At 62.7% G+C, this 22,061-nt stretch carries 12 protein-coding genes; 1 reads left to right on the forward strand and 11 read right to left on the reverse strand.

What is annotated here, in order from left to right; translation table 11 throughout:
* Window positions 1–6 precede the first annotated feature (6 nt).
* From EIY71_RS26650 to EIY71_RS26700, 11 genes are all read right to left on the reverse strand, one after another.
* On the reverse strand, window positions 7–1,458 hold the full coding sequence (locus EIY71_RS26650; protein ID WP_085748528.1) for an efflux transporter outer membrane subunit: 1,452 nt from the start codon (window positions 1,456–1,458) through the stop codon (window positions 7–9).
* Window positions 1,455–2,525, reverse strand: coding sequence for an HlyD family secretion protein (locus EIY71_RS26655; protein ID WP_085748529.1), 1,071 nt, complete (start codon window positions 2,523–2,525; stop codon window positions 1,455–1,457). Before EIY71_RS26655 ends, EIY71_RS26650 begins: the two co-directional genes overlap by 4 nt.
* A gap of 18 nt (window positions 2,526–2,543) precedes the next feature.
* Window positions 2,544–4,079: an MFS transporter gene (locus EIY71_RS26660; RefSeq protein WP_085748530.1), complete on the reverse strand. Its 1,536-nt coding sequence runs from the start codon at window positions 4,077–4,079 to the stop codon at window positions 2,544–2,546.
* 102 nt (window positions 4,080–4,181) lie between these two features.
* Window positions 4,182–5,099: a LysR family transcriptional regulator gene (locus EIY71_RS26665; RefSeq protein WP_134023757.1), complete on the reverse strand. Its 918-nt coding sequence runs from the start codon at window positions 5,097–5,099 to the stop codon at window positions 4,182–4,184.
* Window positions 5,100–5,157: 58 nt separating this feature from the next.
* Window positions 5,158–6,024 (reverse strand): ABC transporter permease, encoded by an 867-nt coding sequence (locus tag EIY71_RS26670; RefSeq protein ID WP_011331855.1) that lies wholly within the window; start codon window positions 6,022–6,024, stop codon window positions 5,158–5,160.
* A 20-nt stretch (window positions 6,025–6,044) separates the two neighbouring features.
* Window positions 6,045–6,905, reverse strand: coding sequence for an ABC transporter ATP-binding protein (locus tag EIY71_RS26675; RefSeq protein WP_085748531.1), 861 nt, complete (start codon window positions 6,903–6,905; stop codon window positions 6,045–6,047).
* Between the two features lie 5 nt (window positions 6,906–6,910).
* Window positions 6,911–7,936: an ABC transporter substrate-binding protein gene (locus EIY71_RS26680; RefSeq protein WP_074689341.1), complete on the reverse strand. Its 1,026-nt coding sequence runs from the start codon at window positions 7,934–7,936 to the stop codon at window positions 6,911–6,913.
* 18 nt (window positions 7,937–7,954) lie between these two features.
* Window positions 7,955–8,851, reverse strand: coding sequence for a TauD/TfdA family dioxygenase (locus tag EIY71_RS26685; protein ID WP_085613330.1), 897 nt, complete (start codon window positions 8,849–8,851; stop codon window positions 7,955–7,957).
* Window positions 8,852–9,237: 386 nt separating this feature from the next.
* Window positions 9,238–10,605 (reverse strand): HlyD family type I secretion periplasmic adaptor subunit, encoded by a 1,368-nt coding sequence (locus EIY71_RS26690; RefSeq protein ID WP_011331851.1) that lies wholly within the window; start codon window positions 10,603–10,605, stop codon window positions 9,238–9,240.
* Complete coding sequence (locus EIY71_RS26695; protein ID WP_085748533.1) at window positions 10,595–12,751, reverse strand: type I secretion system permease/ATPase; 2,157 nt, start codon at window positions 12,749–12,751, stop codon at window positions 10,595–10,597. The genes EIY71_RS26690 and EIY71_RS26695 overlap by 11 nt, the downstream gene beginning before the upstream one ends.
* A 34-nt stretch (window positions 12,752–12,785) precedes the next feature.
* Window positions 12,786–14,138, reverse strand: a complete 1,353-nt coding sequence (locus EIY71_RS26700; RefSeq protein ID WP_102688570.1) for a TolC family outer membrane protein — start codon at window positions 14,136–14,138, stop codon at window positions 12,786–12,788.
* 359 nt (window positions 14,139–14,497) lie between these two features.
* On the opposite strand from EIY71_RS26700, the gene EIY71_RS26705 reads away from it, so the two are divergent.
* Window positions 14,498–22,061 (forward strand): retention module-containing protein (locus tag EIY71_RS26705; protein ID WP_134023759.1); only part of this gene is annotated, 7,564 nt, incomplete at its 3' end.

Below are 22,061 nucleotides of genomic sequence, written 5' to 3' on the forward strand. Positions count from 1 at the left end.
GGAGAATCAACGCTGCGCCATCTCCCCCACCGGATACACCGACTCCCATCCCCCGCCCAACGCCCGGTACAGCCCGACCATCGCCAATGAAACGCCGGTGGAGCTTTCCACCCATTGTTCCTGGGTGGCGAGCAGTGCGCCTTGCACGGTGAGGACGTTGACGAAGTCGACCACGCCTTCGACGTATTGCTGTTGTGCGGTGCGCAGGGCGATCTGGTTCTGGCGCACGGCTTCGGCGAGGCTGTCGCGGCGGCGCTGGCTGGCGTTGTAGGCGGTCAACTGGTCGTCGATTTCGTGCCAGGCGCGCAGGACGGTCTGTTGATAACCGATCGCCGCTTCCTGTTGCTGGGCTTCGCGCAGTTGCAGCACGCCGCGCAGGCGGCCGCCGTCGAACAGCGGCAGACTGAATTGCGGGCCGATGCCGAAGGCCCGTGAGCCCCAGGAGCCGAAATCACTGAGCTGCATGGCTTGCGAGCCGAGATTGCCGGACAGGGTGATGCGCGGATAGAAATCGCCCTTGGCCACGCCAATGTTGGCGGTGGCGGCATGCAATCGGGCTTCGGCCTGGCGGATGTCCGGGCGACGTTCGGCCAGTTGCGACGGCAGGCCGATGGCGACGGTCAGCGGCGACTGTGGCACTGGCGCATCTGTGGATAACTCTTTCGCCAGCGCCTGCGGTGGTTCGCCCATCAACAGGCTGATGGCGTTGATCAGTTGCGCCTGACGTTGCTCCAGCGCCGGCAGGCGCGATTCGATGGCCGCCACTTGCGCGGCGGCTTCGGCGACGTCGAGATCGGTGGCCACGCCATCGTTGAGGCGCAGTTGCGAGAGCTTCAGGCTGTGCCGCGCCACGTCGAGGTTCTGCTCGGTGACCGCGCGGGTGTTCTGCACACCACGCAGCTGGATGTAGTTCTGCGCGGTGTCCGCGAGCACCGCCAGCAGCACACCGCGACGGTCGTTTTCCGCGACTTCGAGATTGGCATCGGCCGCTTCGGTTTCCCGGCGCACACGGCCCCAGAAATCCAGCTCCCAAGAGGCGGAGAAACCGGCATCCCACAGGTTGAAGGCAGAATCGCCGTTGTGCCCGGACGGGTCGTTCAGGCCCTCGCCGCTGTTGCGTTTGCGTGCGTAGCTACCGGTGGCGGCAGTCGTAGGATAGCGGTCGGCGCTGATCACCTGACGGGCAGCGCGGCTTTGTTGCAGACGGCTGCTGGCCAGTTGCAGATCGAGGTTGCTGCGCAGGGCGCGCTGGGTCAGGGCCGAGAGTTGCGCGTCGTGAAAGACTTCCCACCAGCGCTCGTTCAAAGGTTCGCTGACAGCCTGGCTGACGGCAGTTTTTGACGGTTTTGCCCACTCGGCAATCTGCGTGGCTTCGGGTTTCTGGAAGTCCGGGCCGACGGTGCACGCCGCCAGCGCCGACAGACTCAGGACCACTGTCAGGGAATGAAAGCGCTTCATCGCTGTGTCACCTCACGCACCGACGTCGCCGAGCTTTCGGTGTCGATGCTCGCCTCCACCGACATCCCCACCCGCAAGCGTTCGGCCAGCGGCTGGCCCGGATCCAGCAGGACCTTCACCGGAATCCGCTGCACGACTTTGGTGAAGTTGCCGGTGGCGTTGTCCGGTTTGACCGCCGCGAAGGTCACGCCGGTAGCCGGGGCGATGCTCTCGACACGGCCGGTGAGCGCTTCGCCGCCGAGGCTGTCGACCCGCACGATAACGTCCTGCCCCGGCTGCACGTCGGTGAGCTGGGTTTCCTGGAAGTTGGCGACCACATAGGCCTGCTTCAACGGCACCACCGCCAGCAGTTTGCTGCCCGGCGTCACATAGGCGCCGACCCGCACGGCGCGCTCACCGATCATGCCGTCCTGGGGCGCGGTGATGCGCGTGTAGGACAGCTCGAAACTGGCGATTTCCAGCGCGGCCTGAGCGTGTTTCAAACTGCCTTCGGCAGCATCGCGCTGCGCCGTCAGAATCTCGACCTGTTTACGTTCCGCCGCCAGTTTCGCGGTGGCCGTGTCCAGCCGCGCAGAGGCCTGATCGATCCGGGTGCGCGCCTGTTGCGCGTTCTGCACGGTGCCGGCACCGACGCCGGCCAAGTGGTTGTAGCGGTTCAATTCCTGCTGGGCGAAGGCCATTTCAGCCTTGGCCGAAACCACCGACGCCTGCGCTTGGGCGATCACCGAGGTCTGGCGCTCCAGCGTGGCCTTGGTGTTCTGCAATTGAGCGCGGGCGACCAGGGTTTGCGCATCGGCGGCCTCGGCGGCGGCGCGCAGGTCGCGGTCATCGATCAGCGCCAGCAACTGCCCGGCCTTGACCTGCTGGTTGTCTTCCACCAGCACCTCTTTGATGAACCCCGCCACACGCGGCACCACCAGAGTGAAGTCGGCAGAAACGAACGCATCGTTGGTGTTCTGCTGAGTACGCTTGCCGAACAGGCCGGGCATCGCCAGATACACCAGCACACCGACCGCCAGCGCAGCGGCCACAGCCACCGCGAGTTTTTGCTTTGCTTGAGTCGTCATAAGAACCTTCTATTTCAGTCAGGTCGGCGCGCGCGGCGGGAAGATCCGCGTCGGCAGCCAGAAAATCAGCAGGATCAGCGCCACCGCGACGCCGGCCATGCACAGATAAAGATCCGAAGAAGTCAGCACCACCGCCTGTTCATGCAGGCGATGGGCGAGGCCGGGGTCGTTGCTTGCGGCCAGCGGCGAATTGCCGAGGCGATCGACCAGCATCGTCGAGTGAAAATGCAGGCGCGAAGTGGTCAGCGCCTCGATCACGCCGGTGGCGACCACCGCCGCCAGGCCTTTCACGGTGTTGAACCACGCCGAAGCGAACGGCCCGTCCTGCGGCTGGATGCTGCCGGTCGACAGCATCAGCAACGGCAGCACCGCCATCGGCTGGCCGAAAATCTGCAGCCATTGCAGGACATAGAAATCGTCGCGAATCCATTCCGAGGTCAGCTGCGAGCCGCCCAGGCACGACAGCGTCAGCATGCTCAAACCGATGCCGAGCACCCAGCGGCAATCGACCCAACGCAGGTTGCACAACGCCGCCACCAGCGGCAGCGCGATCAACTGAGGTAACGCCGCGATCAGCATGATCGGCGCGGTCTGTACCGGCCGGTAACCCTGCACCTGAGCCAGATAACTCGATGGAATCAGCACCACCGCCAGCAGCACCACCAGCACGCCGGCCAACGTCATCAGCGCGAACGACAGGTTACGAATGCCGAGCATCTGCAACTTGAAGAATGGAATCGGCTGCGACCATTCATTGATCAGAAACGCCACCAGCAACAGCGAACCGGCGCCGAGCAAAGCGCAGATCAGGTTCGACTCGAACCAGTCCAGGCGATTGCCCTGCAGCAGGCCGATCACCAGCATGCAGATCGCCGGAAAGCCCAGCAGCAGGCCTTTCCAGTTGAATGACTTGAGGCGTTCCAGACGCAGCGGATCCTGCGGCAAGCCGTACGCAACAGCGGCCATGGCGATCAGGCACGGCACGATGATTTGCCAGAACGTCCACTGCCAGCCGACGTACTCAGTCCACAGCCCGGCCAGCGGCGTACCGAGACCAGGGCCGAAGGTAGCGGTCAGGGCATAACCGGCGAGGCCATACAGTTTGATATTGGCCGGTAGGAAACGCAGGGCAACGGTCATCAGCATCGGCGGCAGCGCACCGCCGGCCAAGCCTTGCAGGATGCGCATCAGCAGCAGGCTTTCGTAGTTCGGGGCGAACGGGCAAAGCACCCCGAGCAGGGTGAACACGCCGATGGCGCACAGGGTGAAGCGACGAAGGGAAAAGGTCACCGAGCACCACGGCGCGAACGCCATGGCCGCCACCGAGGTCGCGGTGTAACTGGCGACCAGCCAGGTGCCTTCGTCGTAACCGATGCTCAGGGCGCCGCGAATGTCGGCCAGGGCGACCTTGGTCACCATCTCGTTGAGACCCGACACCAGCACCGCCAGCAGCACACCGACCAGACCGATGATGATCCGCGCCCCGAACACCGGTGGCGCGGCTGCCATCGGAGCGGTAGCGGCAATCGGTGCCGTGACCGTCAGGGATGTCATGCAAGCAAACTCCGGAGGGAAAAATACCGGAGCATGTTAGTAGGGCTTAGTGCTGACGAAAATTGACTTATTGGCAGCTTATAAGTGCGCCAGACGCAATCGTCAGGGCTGTGCCGCCAGCCAGGTTTCGTCGCAGCAGGTCTTGAGGGTTTCACGCAGCCAGCGGTGGGCCGGATCCTTGTCGAAACGCGGGTGCCAGGCCTGGGTCAGCATCAGGGTCGGCAACGGGACCGGCAGATTGAACGAGCGCAGCTTCAAGCCCAGCCGCCGCACGCTGAGCAGCGCTTCCTTGGGCACCGGCAAAATCAGGTCGGAGTCCGGCAGGGCGAACATCGCCGCGTGGAAACTCGGCGCAATCACTGCCACCCGTCGCTCCAGCCCCAGGGCATTCAAAGCGGTGTCGATGGGCCCACGGGCGATGCCCCGGCGGGACATGCTGATGTGGGAAAAACCGGCGTAACGTTCGGCCGTGATCTCGCCATCCAGCAGCGGATGATCCTCGCGCACCAAGCCGACGAAGTGGGTGGAAAACAGGTTCTGCACTTTGACTTCCGGCGTCACCGGGCGGGTGTTGCTGACACTCAGGTCGATCCGCCCTTCGCGCAGGGCTTCATCGTCGCCATCACCTTCGGGAACGAAACGCAACTCACAGTGCGGCGCCAGTTGATCGAGGGTGTCGAACAGCTTGCCGCCGTACACACCGACGAAGAAGTCGTTGGCGCGAATGCTGAAGCGCCGGCGCAACGTCCCCAGTTCCACCGCATCGGCCGAGCGAAACAGCAGCGCCGCCTGCTCGATCACATCGCGCACCTGCTCGCGCAGCTCCAGGGCCTTGGGCGTCGGCACCAGGCCGCGACCGGCGCGCACCAGAATCGGATCGCTAATGGCTTCGCGGATCCGCGTCAGCGTGCGGCTCATGGCCGCCGGGCTGAGGTTCATCCGCCGCGCGGCGCCGACCACGCTGCCCTCGTCGAGCAAGGCGTCGAGGGCGACCAACAGGTTCATGTCCGGGAGTTGCATGCTGAGCACTCGTGACCGATCAGGATTGATTCGCACGCAATGCTAGCAGATCAGAAAATCAGCGCTGCATCCCCCAGCGTTTCACCGTCACCCGCTCCAGCGTGTCGAATACCAGGTTCTCCACCAGCAGACCGATGAGGATAACCACCGCCAGACCGGCAAACACCTTGTCGGTGTACAGCTCGTTGCGGTTCTGGAAGATGTACCAGCCCAGGCCGCCCTTGCCGCTGGTGGCGCCGAACACCAGTTCGGCGGCGATCAGGGTACGCCAGGCGAAGGCCCAACCGATTTTCAGCCCGGCGAGGATCGATGGCAGCGCCGCCGGAATCAGGATGAACAGCACGAAGCGCATGCCCTTCAAGCCGTAGTTGCGCCCGGCCATGCGCAGGGTTTCCGAGACGCCGAGAAACCCGGCGTAAGTGTTCAACGCCAGCGCCCACAGCACCGAATGCACCAGCACGAAAATCAGGCTGTTCTGCCCCAGGCCGAACCACAGCAACGCCAGCGGCAACAGCGCAATCGCCGGCAGCGGGTTGAACATCGAAGTCAGGGTGCTGAGCAAGTCCCGACCCACCTGGGTCGAAACCGCCAGCGTGGTCAGAGCGAAGGCCAGGACGATGCCGATCAGGTAACCCTTGATCAGCACCACCAGCGAGATCCACACCTTGCCCAGCAGCTCGCCGCTGAGCAGGCCGTCGTACAGCGCATGACTGGTCTGCAAAAAGCTCGGCAGCAACAGGTCGTTGTTTTGCACCCGGGCGACCACCTCCCAGAGCACGGCGAGCAAAATCAGGATCACGCTTTTGCGCAGCCAGCCCTGTTGCCACAGGCGCTGGCCCAGCGGCAGCTCGCGCTCCACCGGGACGCTGGTCAGCGGTTGCAGATCGTTTTCGAATTCTTGACGTACGGATGATGAATGGCTCATCGGGCAATCCTCCAGGCGGCTCAATAAGCGATGCGGATATCGGTGAAATCCAGTTCGCGCTCGGCTTCCGGCGACTGCCCTTCATCGAACAGCAAACGGTGAATGCGCCGTGCCGACTCTTGAAACGCCACGCCGCCAAGGCTGTGCAAATCGTATTGATGACTGTGCACTTCCGCCCTCACCCGGCCCGGGTGCGGCGATAACAGCAGGATGCGATTGCCGACCACCAGCGCTTCTTCAATCGAGTGGGTGACGAACAGCAAGGTGAACCGCACCTCCTCCCAGAGCAGCAGCAATTCCTCCTGCATCTTGCGGCGGGTCAGGGCATCCAGCGCGGCGAACGGCTCGTCCATCAGCAGGATTTTCGGCTGCATCGCCAGCGCCCGGGCAATCGCCACCCGCGCTTTCATGCCCCCGGACAAGGTGTGCGGATAGGCATCGGCGAACGCCGCCAGACCGACTTTTTCCAGATAATGCAGCGCGCGCTCTTCGGCTTCCTTTTTCTTCAACGTGCGCGAAGCCAGCAGCGGAAACATCACGTTCTGTTTGACGGTTTTCCACGGTGGCAGTTGATCGAACTCCTGAAACACCACGATCCGGTCCGGCCCCGGCGCATCGACGCGCTGGCCTTGCAGACGGATCTCGCCCTCGCACGGCGCTATGAACCCGGCGACGGCTTTGAGCAAGGTGGATTTACCGCAGCCGGAAGGACCGAGCAGCACGAAGCGATCCTGTTGATCGACTTCGAAACTGACCTGATGGGTGGCCCGCACGACGCGCTGCGGCGTGCGGTATTCGAGGCTGACCTGGTCGACCGCCAGCAGCGCTTGCGCGGTGGCGATCGGGTTGCTGGCCGCGTGGCCTTGCAAAGGGGCGTTCATGTCGATCAGCTCCCCTGCAACGGTTTGGCGTCCTGGAAGAAGTAGTCCTTCCACGATTCGGGTTTGTTCTTGATCGCGCCGACGCGGTAGAGGAATTCGGCGAGCGGGTAGGTGTTTTTCGGCGTGACGCTGAATTCGAACTGCGGGTTGTCGATGATTTTCAGCAACGCGGCGCGGTCGATCTTGGCCTTGGTCACGCGGATGTAGGTGTCCGCCGCCGCGCCCTTATCGTTCTGCGCAAATTGCGCGGCTTCGGTCAGGGCTTCGACAAACGCCTTGTAGGTTTTCGGGTTCTCGTTGCGGAATTTCTCGGTGGCGAACAGCACGGTCGGCGAGTTCGGGCCGAGCACGTCATAGGAGTTGAGCACCACGTGCACATTCGGATTTTCCAGCGCCTGATCCTGGAACGGCGGGTTGGAGAAGTGCCCGGTCAGCTCGGTGCCGCCGGCAATCAGCGCAGCGGTGGCGTCCGGGTGCGGAACGGCGATGGTGTACTTGTCGAGGCGATTGAATTCCTTGTCGCCCCACTGCTTGGCCGCCGCGTATTGCAGGAAGCGCGACTGCACGGAAACGCCCACTGCCGGCACCGCAATGCGGTCCTTCTCGGTGAAGTCGGCGATGGTTTTGACCTTGGGATTGTTGCTGACGAGGTAGTACGGGAAGTTCCCCAGCGAGGCCACGGCTTTGACGTTCTGCTTGCCGTGGGTGCGATCCCAGATGGTCAGCAGCGGCCCGACGCCGGCGCCGGCAATGTCAATGGAGCCGGAGAGCAGCGCATCGTTGACTGCCGCACCGCCGGACAACTGGGTCCAGTCGACCTTGATGTCGAGGCCTTCCTGCTTGCCGTACTTCTCGATCAGACCCTGATCGCGCACCACATTGAGCAACAGATAGACAATACCGAACTGTTCGGCGATGCGGATTTCACCTTCGGCGTGGGCCGCGGTCGGCGCCACCAGGCTGCCGGCGATCAGGCTGAAACCGAGGCCGATGGCCGCTGCCAGCGGCGCGAATGGAAGACGTTTGGACATGATCGGATCTCCGGCGAATCAGAAAGGCGCGTCGCCCTGAATGGTGGTGCGATACAGCTTGCGGCGCAGGTGCGCAGGGCAACCGGCGGCAAGGTGGATCAGCGAGCGGTTGTCCCAGAACACCAGGTCGTGTGGCTGCCATTGATGGCGATAGATGTTCTGCGGCAGCACGCTGTGGGCGTAGAGCTCGTCGAGCAGTTGTTTGCTCTCGTCCTCCGGCAGGCCGACGATGCGGGTGGTGAAGCCTTCGCTGACGAACAAGGCCTTGCGGCCGTTTTCCGGATGGGTGCGGACCACCGGGTGCACGACCTCGGCGACCTGGGCCAATTGCTCCGGGGTCAGGGTCGGGCGCCAGTTGCCTTCGAATTTGGTTTCGCTGTAACGCGCGGTGTAGGAATGCGCAGCCGAGCGGCCTTCGACCGCTTTGCGCAGTGCGTCGGGCAGGCTGTCCCAGGCTTTGTGCATGTCGGCGAACAGGGTGTCGCCGCCTTCGGACGGCAGCTCTTGGGCGTGCAGCATCGAGCCGAGGCTCGGCAGCTCTTTATAGGAAAGGTCCGAGTGCCAGAACTTGCCGGCATCACCGAGGCCGATGTTCTGGCCGTTCTCGACGATGTTGGAAACGATGAGGATTTCCGGGTGATTGGCCAGCAGGAACTGCTTGAGCACGTGGATCTGCAACACGCCGAAGCGGCGGCTGAAGTCGATCTGCTGTTGCGGGGTGATGCGCTGGTCGCGGAACACCACGACGTGGTGATCGAGGTGCGCGCGGTGGATGCGGGCGAAGTCTTCGTCGTTGACCGGACGGGTCAGGTCGAGGCCGATGATTTCGGCGCCGACGGCACCGCTGAACGGGCGGATCTCGAAGGTTTGCGGCGCGACAGTCGCGGCGCTTGGGGTAGCAGTAGCTGCGGACATCAATCAATCTCCCACGCACGGCACGCTCAAGGGCGCGCGCGTCGATCAGAATCTCACGCTGGATTGCGTGTTGGTTCGTGTCGTGCGGCGCGCCGATTGGTCGGCAGGTACGCAGGAGGCTGACTTTATAGCTATAAGAAGCGGAATTTAAATACTGTTAACGAATAACGATATGGCGATTGCTTTGGAATGGACTGGATGGTGAGTGACCATTTGTGTCACTTACTGACAGGGATGTGGTGTTCAAACTGACGCCATCGCTGGCAAGCCAGCTCCCACAGGGAGCTCGGTTAGAACACAATTGTGTGCTCATTAAAGAACTCTGTGGGAGCTGCGGTGCGACGATTCGACTTGCCAGCGATGAGGCCCGAAAGGCCAATAAAGATCTAGCGTTCGTGCAACGCCTCGGCGCGCGCCCGGATGATCGGTTTGAGCAGATAGCTCAGCACGGTCTTCTTGCCGGTGATGATGTCCACCGACGCGACCATCCCCGGGATGATCAGCAACGGCTTCTCGTCAGTGCCGAGATGGCTGCGCTCGGTGCGCAGCTTGATGACGTAGTAGGTGGTTTTCTTGTCTTCGTCGGTGATGGTGTCGGCGCCGATCTGTTCCAGCTTGGCCTTGAGCCCACCGTAGATGGTGTAGTCATACGCGGTGAACTTCACCGTGGCTTCCTGACCCGGATGCAGGAATGCAATGTCCTGCGGACGGATCTTCGCTTCGACCAGCAGCGTGTCGTCCAACGGCACGATTTCCAACAGGTCGCTGCCCGGCTGGATCACGCCGCCGATGGTGTTGACCAGCATCTTGTTGACGATGCCCCGCACCGGCGAGGTGACGAGCGTCCGGCTGACCCGGTCTTCCAGCGCCTTGCCGGTGGCCTGGGCCTTGTTCAGGTCGGTGCGCGCCTCGTTGAGCTGGGTCAGGGCTTCACTGCGGAACTTGCCGCGGGTCTCGTCAATCTTGCGCTGCACTTCCTTGATCGCCGATTCGGCGCGCGGGATCGCCAGGGTGGTGGCATCGAGCTGACCACGGGTTTCCACTTCGGCACGCTTGAGTCGCAGCACTTCCACCGGCGACACCGCGCCCTGGGCCACCAGCGGCTCAGACATGTTGATTTCCTGACGTTGCAGGCCGAGTTGCTGGCGGTACTGCGCCTGCTTCGAGGTGAACTCACGCAGCTCTTGCTGACGCTGGATCAACTGTTCCTGCAAACCACCGACTTCATCGTGCAGTTGCTGACGACGGCTGATGTACAACGATTCTTCACTTTTCGCCTGACCCGGCACGGCTTTGAGCACGTCCTCGGGGAAATTCAGCGGCCGGTCATCGACCTCGGCACTCAGGCGCTCGACCCGCAGCAGCATCGACAGGCGATCAGCCTCGGTTTCACCGACGTTGGAGGCGAATCGCGTGTCATCCAGCCGTACCAGCGGTGCGCCGGCCTCGACGATCTGGCCTTCCTTGACGAACAGCTCGGAGACGATCCCGCCCTCGAGGTTCTGGATTTTCTGGATCTTCGACGAGGGAATCGCCTTGCCGTCGCCCTTGGTCACTTCGTCGATGACGGCGAAGTTGGCCCACAGCATCAGGAACACGAAGAAACCGATGATCGCCCAGATCGTCAGCCGCACCACGCGCGGCGCGTCCTCGATCAAGGCCTTGTTGACCTCTGGCAGCGGCTGGCCCTGCAGCGATGCCGAGCCCTTGAAGTAGCGGCGGATCGAATCCTTGAAACCCGACTTAAGCAACACTGATTTGCCCCTTCTTCAACGCTTCCATGACGGCCGCTTTCGGGCCGTCGGCGAGGATCTGTCCACGGTCGACCACCAGTAGGCGATCGACCAGCGACAGCAGCGATGCCCGGTGCGTCACCAGCACCACGGTCTTGTTTTCCACCACCGCCGCGAGGCGTTGCTTGAGGCGTTCTTCGCCGGTGTTGTCCATGGCGCTGGTCGGTTCGTCGAGCAAGAGAATCGGCGGATTGAGCAACAGCGCCCGGGCCAGGGCGACGTTCTGGCGCTGACCGCCGGACAGGTTCTGCCCGCGCTCGCCGACTTGCAGCTCATAACCCTGCGGGTGCAGTCGGGCGAATTCGTGGACGCCGGCCAGTTCAGCGGCTTGCAGGACAAGCTCGTCCTCGACGTAACGGGCGCCGGAAATCAGGTTGTCGCGCAGGGTGCCGGCCAGCAGCTGGATGTCCTGCGGCACGTAGCCGATGTTGTAGCGCAGCTCGCTGACGTCGATCTGGCGGATGTCGACGCCGTCCACCAGCAACGCACCATCGTCCGGCTGATACAGGCCGACCAGCAGTTTCGCCAGTGAGCTTTTGCCGGAACCGCTGCGGCCGATGATGCCGATCTTCTCGCCGGGACGGATCACCAGGTTGATGTTCTTCAGCGCCGGGTTCTGTTGCTCCGGGTAAGTGAAGCTGAGCTGGCGGCATTCGATCGCGCCTTGCAGAACCTTGCGGCTCAGTGGGCGTTCTTCGAAATTGCGCTCCTGCGGCAACTCCATCATCTGGTCGACCGAGGTCATGGTCACCCGCGCCTGCTGGTAGCGGGTCAGCAGACCGGACAACGACGCCAGCGGGCTGAGGGCGCGGCCACTGAGCATGTAGCAGGCGATCAGGCCGCCCATGCTCAGGTTGCCGGCGATGATCTGGTACACGCCGAAGACGATCATGATCACCCCGGCCAATTGCTGGATCAGCAGGGTGATGTTCATCGCCAGACCGGAGAGCATTTTCACCCGCAGCTCGAGGCGGCTGAGGGTGCCGATGGTTTGCTCCCACTGATATTGGCGTTCGCTTTCGGCGTTGTTGACCTTCACCGCGTCGAGGCCGGCTAGGGTTTCGATCAGGCTCGACTGACGCTCGGCGCCGAGGGCCATGGTGCGTTCCATGGTTGCCACCAGCGGCTTCTGCAATGCGTAGCCGATCAGCAGCGCAATCGGAAAGGCCAGCACCGGAATCCACACCAGATGCCCGCCGAGAATCGCGATGACGATGAAGATCAGGAGGGTGAACGGCAGGTCGATCAGGCTGGTCAGGGTCAGCGAGGCGAGGAAGTCACGCAGGCTCTGGAACTCATGGATGTTCTGGGCAAAGCTGCCGACCCGCGCGGGGCGGTATTTCATGGCCATGCCGACGATGCGCTCGAACAGCGTGGCAGAGATGATCAGGTCGGTTTTCTTGCCGGCCAGATCCAGGCACAGGCTGCGCAGGCTCTTGAGGATCAGGTCGAACAGATAGGCGCCGGTGATACCCAGCGCGAGGACCCACAGGGTCGCTTCGGCTTGGTTCGGCACCACGCGGTCGTAGACGTTCATCACGAACAGCGGCGCGGCCATGGCGATGATGTTGATCAGAAAACTGGCGGCGATGGCGTCGGCATACAGCCAGCGCGAACGCTTGAGGGTGTCGCGAAACCAAGAGCGCGCACGCGGGATCAGCGTGCCGTGGTTGACGTCGAATTTGTGCTGGGGCTGGGCGAAGAACACTTTGCCGGTGTAGTCGTCGGCCAGCAGCTCGCGGCTGACCAGGGATTCACCGCCGTCGCTTTCGCTGAGCAGCACCCGCGCGTCGTTCTCACCCTGCCAGCCGAGCAGGACGGCACTGCGGCCATCCTTGAGCAGCAACAGCGCCGGCATGGCAATCGCCGGAATCTCTTCCAGCTTGCGCTGCAGCACCCGTCCTTGCAGCCCGGCGCGCGCCGCCGCACGGGGCAGCAGCTCGACACTCAGGCGTTGTTTGGGCAGCGGCAGGCCGGTGGTCAGCATCGCCGCGCTGGCGGGTTTCTGGTGGAGCATGCAAAGAGCGAGCAGACCGTCCAGTAACGGATCGTCATGCAACGCGCGTGGATCATGACTGAGATGAACTCGACTGACTTCTGATTCCACGCTCGACACTCTTTAGCAGTTGACAAGGGACAACTCAATTCATCCCAGGCAGCTGAACCTTGGGCTTAACGTCGTTCTGCACAACGGATGCCAAGGGTGCGACCACTCCCTGGCTCTTGAGCAATTCGCCCATGGTCGCCTTGATTCGATACTGAGTAAATAACTGAATGTTTTTGATTTCAGCCAGACGCCGCGAAGCGGTGAACAGCTCGTTTTCACTGTCGAGCAAATCCAGCAGGGTACGTTCGCCGAGGCTGAACTGACGCTGATATGCGGTGCGCACCGAGGTGCTGTGATCAACGTACTGCTGAGCGATCGGCACCTGAGCGTTGGCGTTGTTCAGGGCGTTCCAGGCCAGGCCCAGTTCTTCATTCAATTGACGCAAGGCGTTGTTGCGGATGTCCAGCGCCTGGTTCGACAGGTACGACTTGGATTCCAGGTCCGCCTTGTTGCTGCCGCCCGAATACAGGTTGAAGCGCATGCGCAGCATGGCCTGCCATTCGTTGTTGTGACCGTTCTGGCCGTCGAGGTCGTTGTCGGCGGTGCGGCCCAGCTCGGCGTCGAAACGCGGGTAGAAGGTCGACTTGGCAGTCTCGTATTGCTTCTCGGCCGCGGCGATATCGGACTCGGCCGAACGCAGGATCGGGCTGTTTTCCAGCATCTGCTGGCGCGCTTCATTCAGGTTGGCCGGCATCATCGCCATGAACGGCGCCGGACGCTCCAGCTGATCGGGCATCTGGCCGACGGCGCTGAGGAAATTGGTTTCCGAGTCGGCGAGGTTGGTCTGCTCGGTGATCAGGTTGTTGCGGGCCTGGGCCATCCGCGCTTCGGCCTGATCGAGGTCGGCACCGCTGCCGACGCCGCGCTGGGTGCGCAGCTGGATCTGGTCGTAGATGCGCTGGTGGCTCTTCAGGTTTTCCTCGGCCAGACGCACAAACTCACGACGGGTCAGCACGTCCAGGTAAACCTGGGCCACGGTCAGCGCAGTGCGCTCGGAAGTGCCGAGCAAGGAATACGCGCGGGAGTTGACGGTGGCTTGTTGACGCCCGACTTCGCTGGACGTCGCAAAACCGTCAAAAACCATTTGCGACAGACGCAAACTTGACTCGCTGCGGTTCAGGGTTTCCCAGTGATTGCCACCACCGGCGGCACGGGTGGTCACGCTGTCGGTGCCTTCACGGCCATAACCGCCCAGCAGATCGACCTTGGGCAGGTATCCACCTTTTGCAGCCTTTAATTGATAATCCGCGGCCAGTCGGCTGTTGACCCCTGCCTGGATTTCCGGATGGACATCCAGCGCCTGCTGCATGGCTTCTGGTAAGGATTGTGCTTGTACGAAAGACGCGGCGAGAGCGAAGGGTAGAGCCTTGAACAGGTGCGAACGCATGGTAAAGATTTCCCAGAACTTCTTGTCTTGAATCACAGCAAAATGACGAGCTGCGTCGGAAGATGGCAACCGGAATGACCGTATGTCGGAAAGTTTAAAACCGGAACTGGATCACACGCTGAAGGGCAGGTCGCCGCATAAATATCAATGTGACATTACTGGGGCGATTGTTTAGGATGGCACCCAGAAGGTCAATAGTTTGGCATAAAGTTAATAGCGAAAGAATCTAGCCAAAATATTGACGAACAACAGCGTCAACTTTGTTTCATCTTTTTTTAAAAGTACGTCCAGACTGAATCGGCGCAGACAGCCATCAGGTCTATGGAAGTCAACTGAACGTGACACCCGGAGAGTCTTCAATGAGCAGTGTTGTTGCCATCGTCAAAAGCATTGTTGGTCAGGTTTTCGTGGTGTCCCCAGAGGGCGTCCGTCGCGTACTCGTTGAAGGCGACCGGCTGTTTGCCGGCGATCAGGTCGACACCGGCGTTTCCGGCGCCGTGTCCCTGGAACTGGCCGATGGCCGCACGATCGATCTGGGCCGCGACACTCAGTGGAGCGCCGATGCCCCGGATTCCAGCACCGACCTGGCCGAAGCCACCGCCGAAGCCGCGCCGTCGGTAGAAGAGCTGCAACAAGCCATCGCCGCCGGTGTCGACCCGACTACCGCCCTTGAATCCACCGCCGCCGGCCCTAGCGCCGCAGGAACTGGCGGTGCCGCCGGTGGCGGTCACAGCTTCGTGATGCTCGATGCGACCGCTGGCCGTGTCGACCCGACCATTGGTTTCCCGACCGCAGGCATCAACGCTGCCGGCCAGGCCGCCCAGAACATCACCGGCGGCCAGACCACCGACACCAACGCCAATGTCCTGCGCGAATCGACCCTGAGCCTCAGCGCCACGCCGAGCATTACCGAAGCCGGCGGCGTTCTGGTGTACACCGCGACCCTGACCCAGGCGCCGCTGACCGACCTGACCATCACCCTGTCCAACGGCGCGGTGATCGTGATTCCGGCCGGTTCCACCACCGGCACCGTCAACGTGCCGCTGGCACCGAACGACACTGTTTATAACGACCCGACCCAGATCGACGTGACCGTCACCGGCACCACCGGCGGCAACGGCATCACCGTGACCCCGCCGACCACCCCGGCCACGACCCAGGTCACCGACACCATCGACACCACCACCGTCACCCTGACGGCGGGCCCGAGCGTGACCGAAGGCGGTCAGATCACCTACACCGCGACCCTGACCAACCCGGCGCAGACGCCGGTGACCGTGACCCTGTCCAACGGCTCGACCATCACTATCGGCGCCGGCCAGACCACCGGCACCGTCAACGTGCCGACCGCACCGAATGACGTCTATAACAACGGCAGCACCGTCACCACCACCATCACCGGTGCCACGGGCGGCAACTTCGAAAACCTGGTGCCGAACCCGACACCGGCCGTTACCACGATCGTCGATTCGCGAGACACCACCGGCCTGACCCTGACCGCTACCGGCACCGTGGTCGAAGGTGGCCAGATCACCTACACCGCGACCCTGACCAACCCGGCGCAGACGCCGGTGACCGTCACCCTGTCGAACGGCTCGACCATCACCATCGGCGCCGGCCAGACCACCGGCAGCGTCAACGTGCCGACCGCGCCGAATGACGTTTACAACAACGGCGGCACCGTCAGCACCACGATTACCGGTGCCACCGGCGGCAATTTCGAGAATCTGGTGCCAAACACGACGCCAGCGACCACCACCGTCACCGATTCCATCGACACCACCAACCTGTCGCTGAGCGCCACCGGTTCCGTGGCCGAAGGCGGTTCGATCGTCTACACCGCGACCCTGACCAATCCTGCCGGGACCCCGGTGACCGTGACGTTGAGCAACGGCTCCGTCATCACCATCGAGGCTGGCAAAACCACCGGCACCGTGACCGTTCCGGCGCCAGCCGATGACGTCTATAAAGACGCCGGCAAAGTCGAAGTGACCATCAAGGACGCAACCGGCGGCAACTTCGAGAACCTGGTGCCAAGCACCGTTCCGGCCGTTACCGAAGTCACCGACACTATCGACACCACCACGGTAAAACTCACAGCGACCGAATCAGCGGCTGAAGGTGGCACTGTCACTTATACCGCTACTGTCGGCGCACCAGTGACCGGTTCGCCGGTCACTGTGACGCTGGCCAATGGTCAGTCGATCACCATCGAAGTGGGCAAAACCACCGGTACCGTGACCACCACTGCGCCGAATGACGCGTTGAACGGTCACACTCCGCTGACCAACGCGATCACCGGCGTGAGCGGCGGCAACTACGAGAATCTGGTCGCCGACAAGACTCCGGTTTCGACGACCGTCACTGACACCGTCGACACCACCAACCTGACCCTGAGCGCCACCGATTCCGTGGCCGAGGGCGGCTCGATCACCTACACCGCGACCCTGACCAATCCGGCCGGCACTCCGGTGACCGTGACGTTGAGCAACGGCTCAGTCATCACCATCGAGGCCGGTAAAACCACCGGCACCGTGACCGTCGATGCGCCGAAAGATGACGTCTACAAGGACGCCGGCAAAGTCGAAGTGACCATCAAGGATGCAACCGGCGGCAACTTCGAGAACCTGGTGCCGAGCACTGTTCCGGCTGTTACCGAAGTCACCGATACCATCGACACCACCACGGTGAAACTCACCGCGACCGAGTCGGCGGCTGAAGGCGGTACCGTTACTTACACCGCGACCGTCGGCGCTCCGGTGACGGGTTCGCCTGTGACCGTAACCCTGGCCAATGGTCAGTCGATCACTATCGAAGTCGGCAAGACCACCGGCACCATCAGCACCACCGCACCGAACGACGCGTTGAACGGTCACACCCCGCTGACCAACGCGATCACTGGCGTTTCCGGCGGCAATTACGAGAATCTCGTAGCCGACAAGACCCCGGTTTCGACCACCGTCACCGATACCGTCGACACCACCAACCTGACCCTCAGCGCCACTGACTCGGTGGCCGAGGGCGGTTCGATCGTTTACACCGCGACCCTGACCAACCCGGCCGGCACCCCGGTGACCGTGACGTTGAGCAACGGCGCCGTCATCACCATCGAGGCCGGTAAAACCACCGGCACCGTGACCGTTCCTGCGCCTGCCGATGACGTCTACAAGGATGCCGGCAAGGTCGAGGTGACCATCAAGGATGCAACTGGCGGCAACTTCGAGAACCTGGTGCCAAGCACCGATCCAGCCGTCACCGATGTCACCGACACCATCGACACCTCGACCGTCAAACTGACCGCGACCGAGTCGGCTGCTGAAGGCGGCACTGTTACCTACACCGCCACCGTTGGCGCGCCAGTGACCGGCTCGCCTGTGACCGTGACCCTGGCCAACGGTCAGTCGATCACCATCGAAGTTGGCAAGACCACCGGCACCGTTACCACCACCGCGCCAAACGATGCGCTCAACGGCCATACGCCGCTGACCAACTCGATCACCGGTGTGAGCGGCGGCAACTACGAAAACCTCGTGGCCGATAAAACGCCAGTCAGCACCACCATCACCGACACCATCGACACCACCACCCTGACCCTGAGCGCCACGCCGGAAGTCAACGAAGGTGGCCAGATCACCTACACCGCCACCCTGACCAACGCCGCCGGCACCCCGGTGACCGTGACCTTGAGCAACGGCGCCGTGATCACCATCGAGGCCGGAAAAACCTCCGGCACCGTGACCGTCGATGCACCGAAGGACGACGTCTACAAGGACGCCGGCAAAGTCGAGACGACCATTTCGACCACCACCGGTGGCAACTTCGAAAACCTGGTCACCAGCACCGCCCCGGCGGTCACCACCGTCAATGACACCATCGACACGTCCACCGTGTCGCTGACCGCTACCGCCAACGTCGCCGAAGGCGAAACCGTGGTCTACACCGCGACCGTGACGGCGCCAGTGACCGGTTCGCCGCTCGTCGTGACCCTGTCCAACGGACAGACCATCACCATCGCCGTCGGCGAGACCACCGGCACCGTGAACTTCGTCGCGCCGAACAGCCCGTTGGCGGGCGGCAGCTCGCTGAGCGTGACCATCGACAAGGCCACCGGTGGCAATTACGAAAACCTGGCGGTCGACGGCAAGTCCGCCGACACCTCGGTATCGGACACTGTCGACACGACCAACCTGAACCTGACGGCCACCGATTCGGTTGCCGAGGGTGGTTCGATCACTTACACCGCGACCCTGACCAACCCGGCAGGTACGCCGGTGACCGTGACCCTGTCGAACGGCGCTGTCATCACCATCGAGGCCGGTAAAACCACCGGTACCGTGACCGTCGATGCGCCGAAAGACGACGTCTACAAAGACGCCGGCAAAGTCGAGGCAACCATTTCGACCGCTACTGGCGGTGGTTTCGAGAACCTGGTGCCGAGCACCGTTCCGGCCGTGACCAACGTCACCGACACCATCGACACCACCACGGTGAAACTGACCGCGACCGAGTCGGCGGCTGAAGGCGGAAACGTTACTTACACCGCTATCGTCGGCGCGCCTGTGACCGGTTCGCCTGTGACCGTGACCCTGGCCAATGGTCAGTCGATCACCATCGAAGTCGGCAAGACCACGGGCACCGTCACCACCACCGCACCGAACGATGCGCTCAACGGCCATGCGCCACTGACCAACGCGATCACTGGCGTGACTGGCCGCAACTACGAAAATCTCGTGGCCGACAAAACGCCGGTTTCGACCACCGTCACTGATACCGTCGACACCACCAACCTGACCCTGAGCGCAACTGGCTCGGTGGCCGAGGGCGGTTCAATTGTTTACACCGCGACCCTGACCAATCCGGCCGGCACTCCGGTGACCGTGACCTTGTCGAACGGCGCTGTCATCACCATCGAGGCCGGCAAAACCTCCGGCACCGTGACCGTCGATGCACCGAAAGACGACGTCTACAAAGATGCTGGCAAAGTCGAGGCAACCATTTCGACCGCCACCGGTGGCAACTTCGAGAACCTGGTGCCGAGCACCGTTCCGGCCGTGACCGAAGTCACCGACACCATCGACACCACCACCGTCAAACTGACCGCGACTGAATCGGCAGCTGAAGGTGGCACCGTCACTTACACCGCTACCGTCGGCGCACCTGTGACCGGTTCGCCAGTCACCGTGACGCTGGCCAACGGTCAGTCGATCACCATCGAAATGGGCAAGACCACCGGCACCGTGACCACCACTGCGCCAAACGATGCGCTTAACGGCCACACGCCGCTGACCAACGCGATCACTGGCGTGAGCGGTGGCAACTACGAAAACCTCGTCGCCGACAAGACGCCGGTCAGCACCACCGTGACCGACACCGTCGACACCACCAATCTGTCGCTGACCGCGACCGACAGCGTGGCCGAAGGTGGCTCGATCGTTTACACCGCGACCCTGACCAACCCGGCCGGCACACCGCTGACCGTGACCCTGTCGAACGGCGCTGTCATCACCATCGAGGCCGGCAAAACCACCGGCACCGTGACCGTCGCCGCGCCAACCGATGACGTCTACAAAGACGCCGGCAAAGTCGAAGTCACGATCAAGGACGCAACCGGTGGCAACTTCGAGAACCTGGTTCCGAGCACCGTTCCAGCCGTAACGGAAGTCACCGACACCGTCGATACGACGACCGTGAAGCTGACCGCTTCCGAAACGGCCGCTGAAGGTGGCACCGTCACTTACACCGCGACTGTTGGCGCGCCAGTGACCGGCTCGCCTGTGACCGTGACCCTGGCCAATGGTCAGTCGATCACCATCGAGGTGGGCAAAACCACTGGCACTGTCACCACCACCGCGCCGAACGATGCACTCAACGGCCACACGCCGCTGACCAACGCGATCACCGGCGTGACTGGCGGCAACTACGAAAACCTCGTAGCCGACAAAACGCCGGTGTCGACCACCGTCACTGACACCGTCGACACCACCAATCTGACCCTCAGCGCCACCAATTCGGTTGCCGAGGGCGGTTCGATCACTTACACCGCCACACTGACCAACGCTGCGGGCACTCCGGTGACCGTGACCTTGAGCAACGGCGCCGTGATCACCATCGAAGCTGGCAAAACCACCGGCACCGTGACCGTCGATGCACCGAAAGACGACGTCTACAAAGATGCCGGCAAGGTCGAAGTCACTATCAAGGATGCGTCCGGCGGAAACTTCGAGAATCTGGTGCCGAGCACTGTTCCGGCGGTTACCGAAGTCACCGACACCATCGACACCACCACGGTCAAACTGACCGCGACCGAGTCGGCGGCTGAAGGCGGCACCGTCACCTACACCGCGACTGTTGGCGCGCCTGTGACCGGTTCGCCAGTCACCGTGACACTGTCCAACGGTCAGTCGATCACCATCGAAGTCGGCAAGACCACCGGCACCGTCACCACCACCGCACCGAACGATGCGCTGACCGGCCACGCGCCGTTGACCAACGCGATCACCGGCGTGACGGGCGGCAACTACGAGAACCTCGTAGCCGACAAAACACCGGTTTCGACCACCGTCACTGACACGGTCGACACCACCAACCTGACCCTCAGCGCCACCAATTCGGTTGCCGAGGGCGGTTCGATCACTTACACCGCCACACTGACCAACGCTGCGAGCACTCCGGTGACCGTGACCTTGAGCAACGGCGCCGTAATCACCATCGAAGCTGGCAAAACCACCGGCACCGTGACCGTCGACGCACCGAAAGACGACGTCTACAAAGACGCCGGCAAAGTCGAAGCGACCATTTCGACCGCCACCGGTGGCAACTTCGAGAACCTGGTGCCAAGCACCGTTCCGGCCGTGACCCAGGTCACCGATACCATCGACACCACCACGGTGAAACTCACCGCGACCACGTCGGCGGCTGAAGGCGGCACCGTCACCTACACCGCTACCGTTGGCGCGCCGGTGACTGGCTCGCCAGTGACCGTGAACCTGTCGAATGGCCAGAGCATCACCATCGAAGTGGGTAAAACCACCGGCACCGTGACGACCACGGCACCTAACGATGCGCTCAACGGCCACGCGCCGCTGACCAACGCGATCACCAACGTGACGGGCGGCAACTACGAAAATCTGGTGGCCGACAAGACGCCGGTCAGCACTACCGTGACCGACACCGTCGACACCACCAACCTGTCGCTCAGCGCGACCGGCACCGTGGCCGAAGGTGGTTCGATCACCTACACCGCGACACTGACCAACGCTGCGGGCACCCCGGTGACCGTGACCTTGAGCAATGGCGCCGTGATCACCATCGAGGCCGGTAAAACCACGGGCACCGTGACCGTCGCCGCGCCAGCCGATGACGTCTACAAAGACGCCGGCAACGTGCAAGCCACGATCACCAACGCCACGGGCGGCAACTTCGAAAACCTGGTGACCAGCACCACGCCAGCAGTGACCAGCGTTACTGACACCATCGATACCACCACCGTGAAGCTGACCGCGACCGCAACAGCGGCCGAGGGTGGCACCGTCACCTACACCGCGACCGTAGGTGCGCCAGTGACTGGCTCGCCTGTGACCGTGAACCTGTCGAACGGCCAGAGCATTACCATCGAAGTCGGCAAGACCACCGGCACCGTGACCACTACCGCGCCGAACGACGCGCTGACCGGTCATGCACCGCTGACCAACGCAATCACCGGCGTGAGCGGTGGCAACTACGAAAATCTGGTGGCTGATAAAACCCCGGTTTCGACCACCGTCACCGACACCGTCGATACCACCAATCTGTCGCTCAGCGCGACCGGCACCGTGGCCGAAGGCGGATCGATCACCTACACCGCGACCCTGACCAACGCCGCTGGCTCGCCAGTGACCGTGACCTTGTCGAACGGTGCAGTGATCACTATCGAAGCGGGCAAAA

Origin of the sequence: Pseudomonas sp. CH235 (assembly GCF_004368175.1) — a bacterium.
Classification (GTDB): domain Bacteria; phylum Pseudomonadota; class Gammaproteobacteria; order Pseudomonadales; family Pseudomonadaceae; genus Aquipseudomonas; species Aquipseudomonas paraglycinae.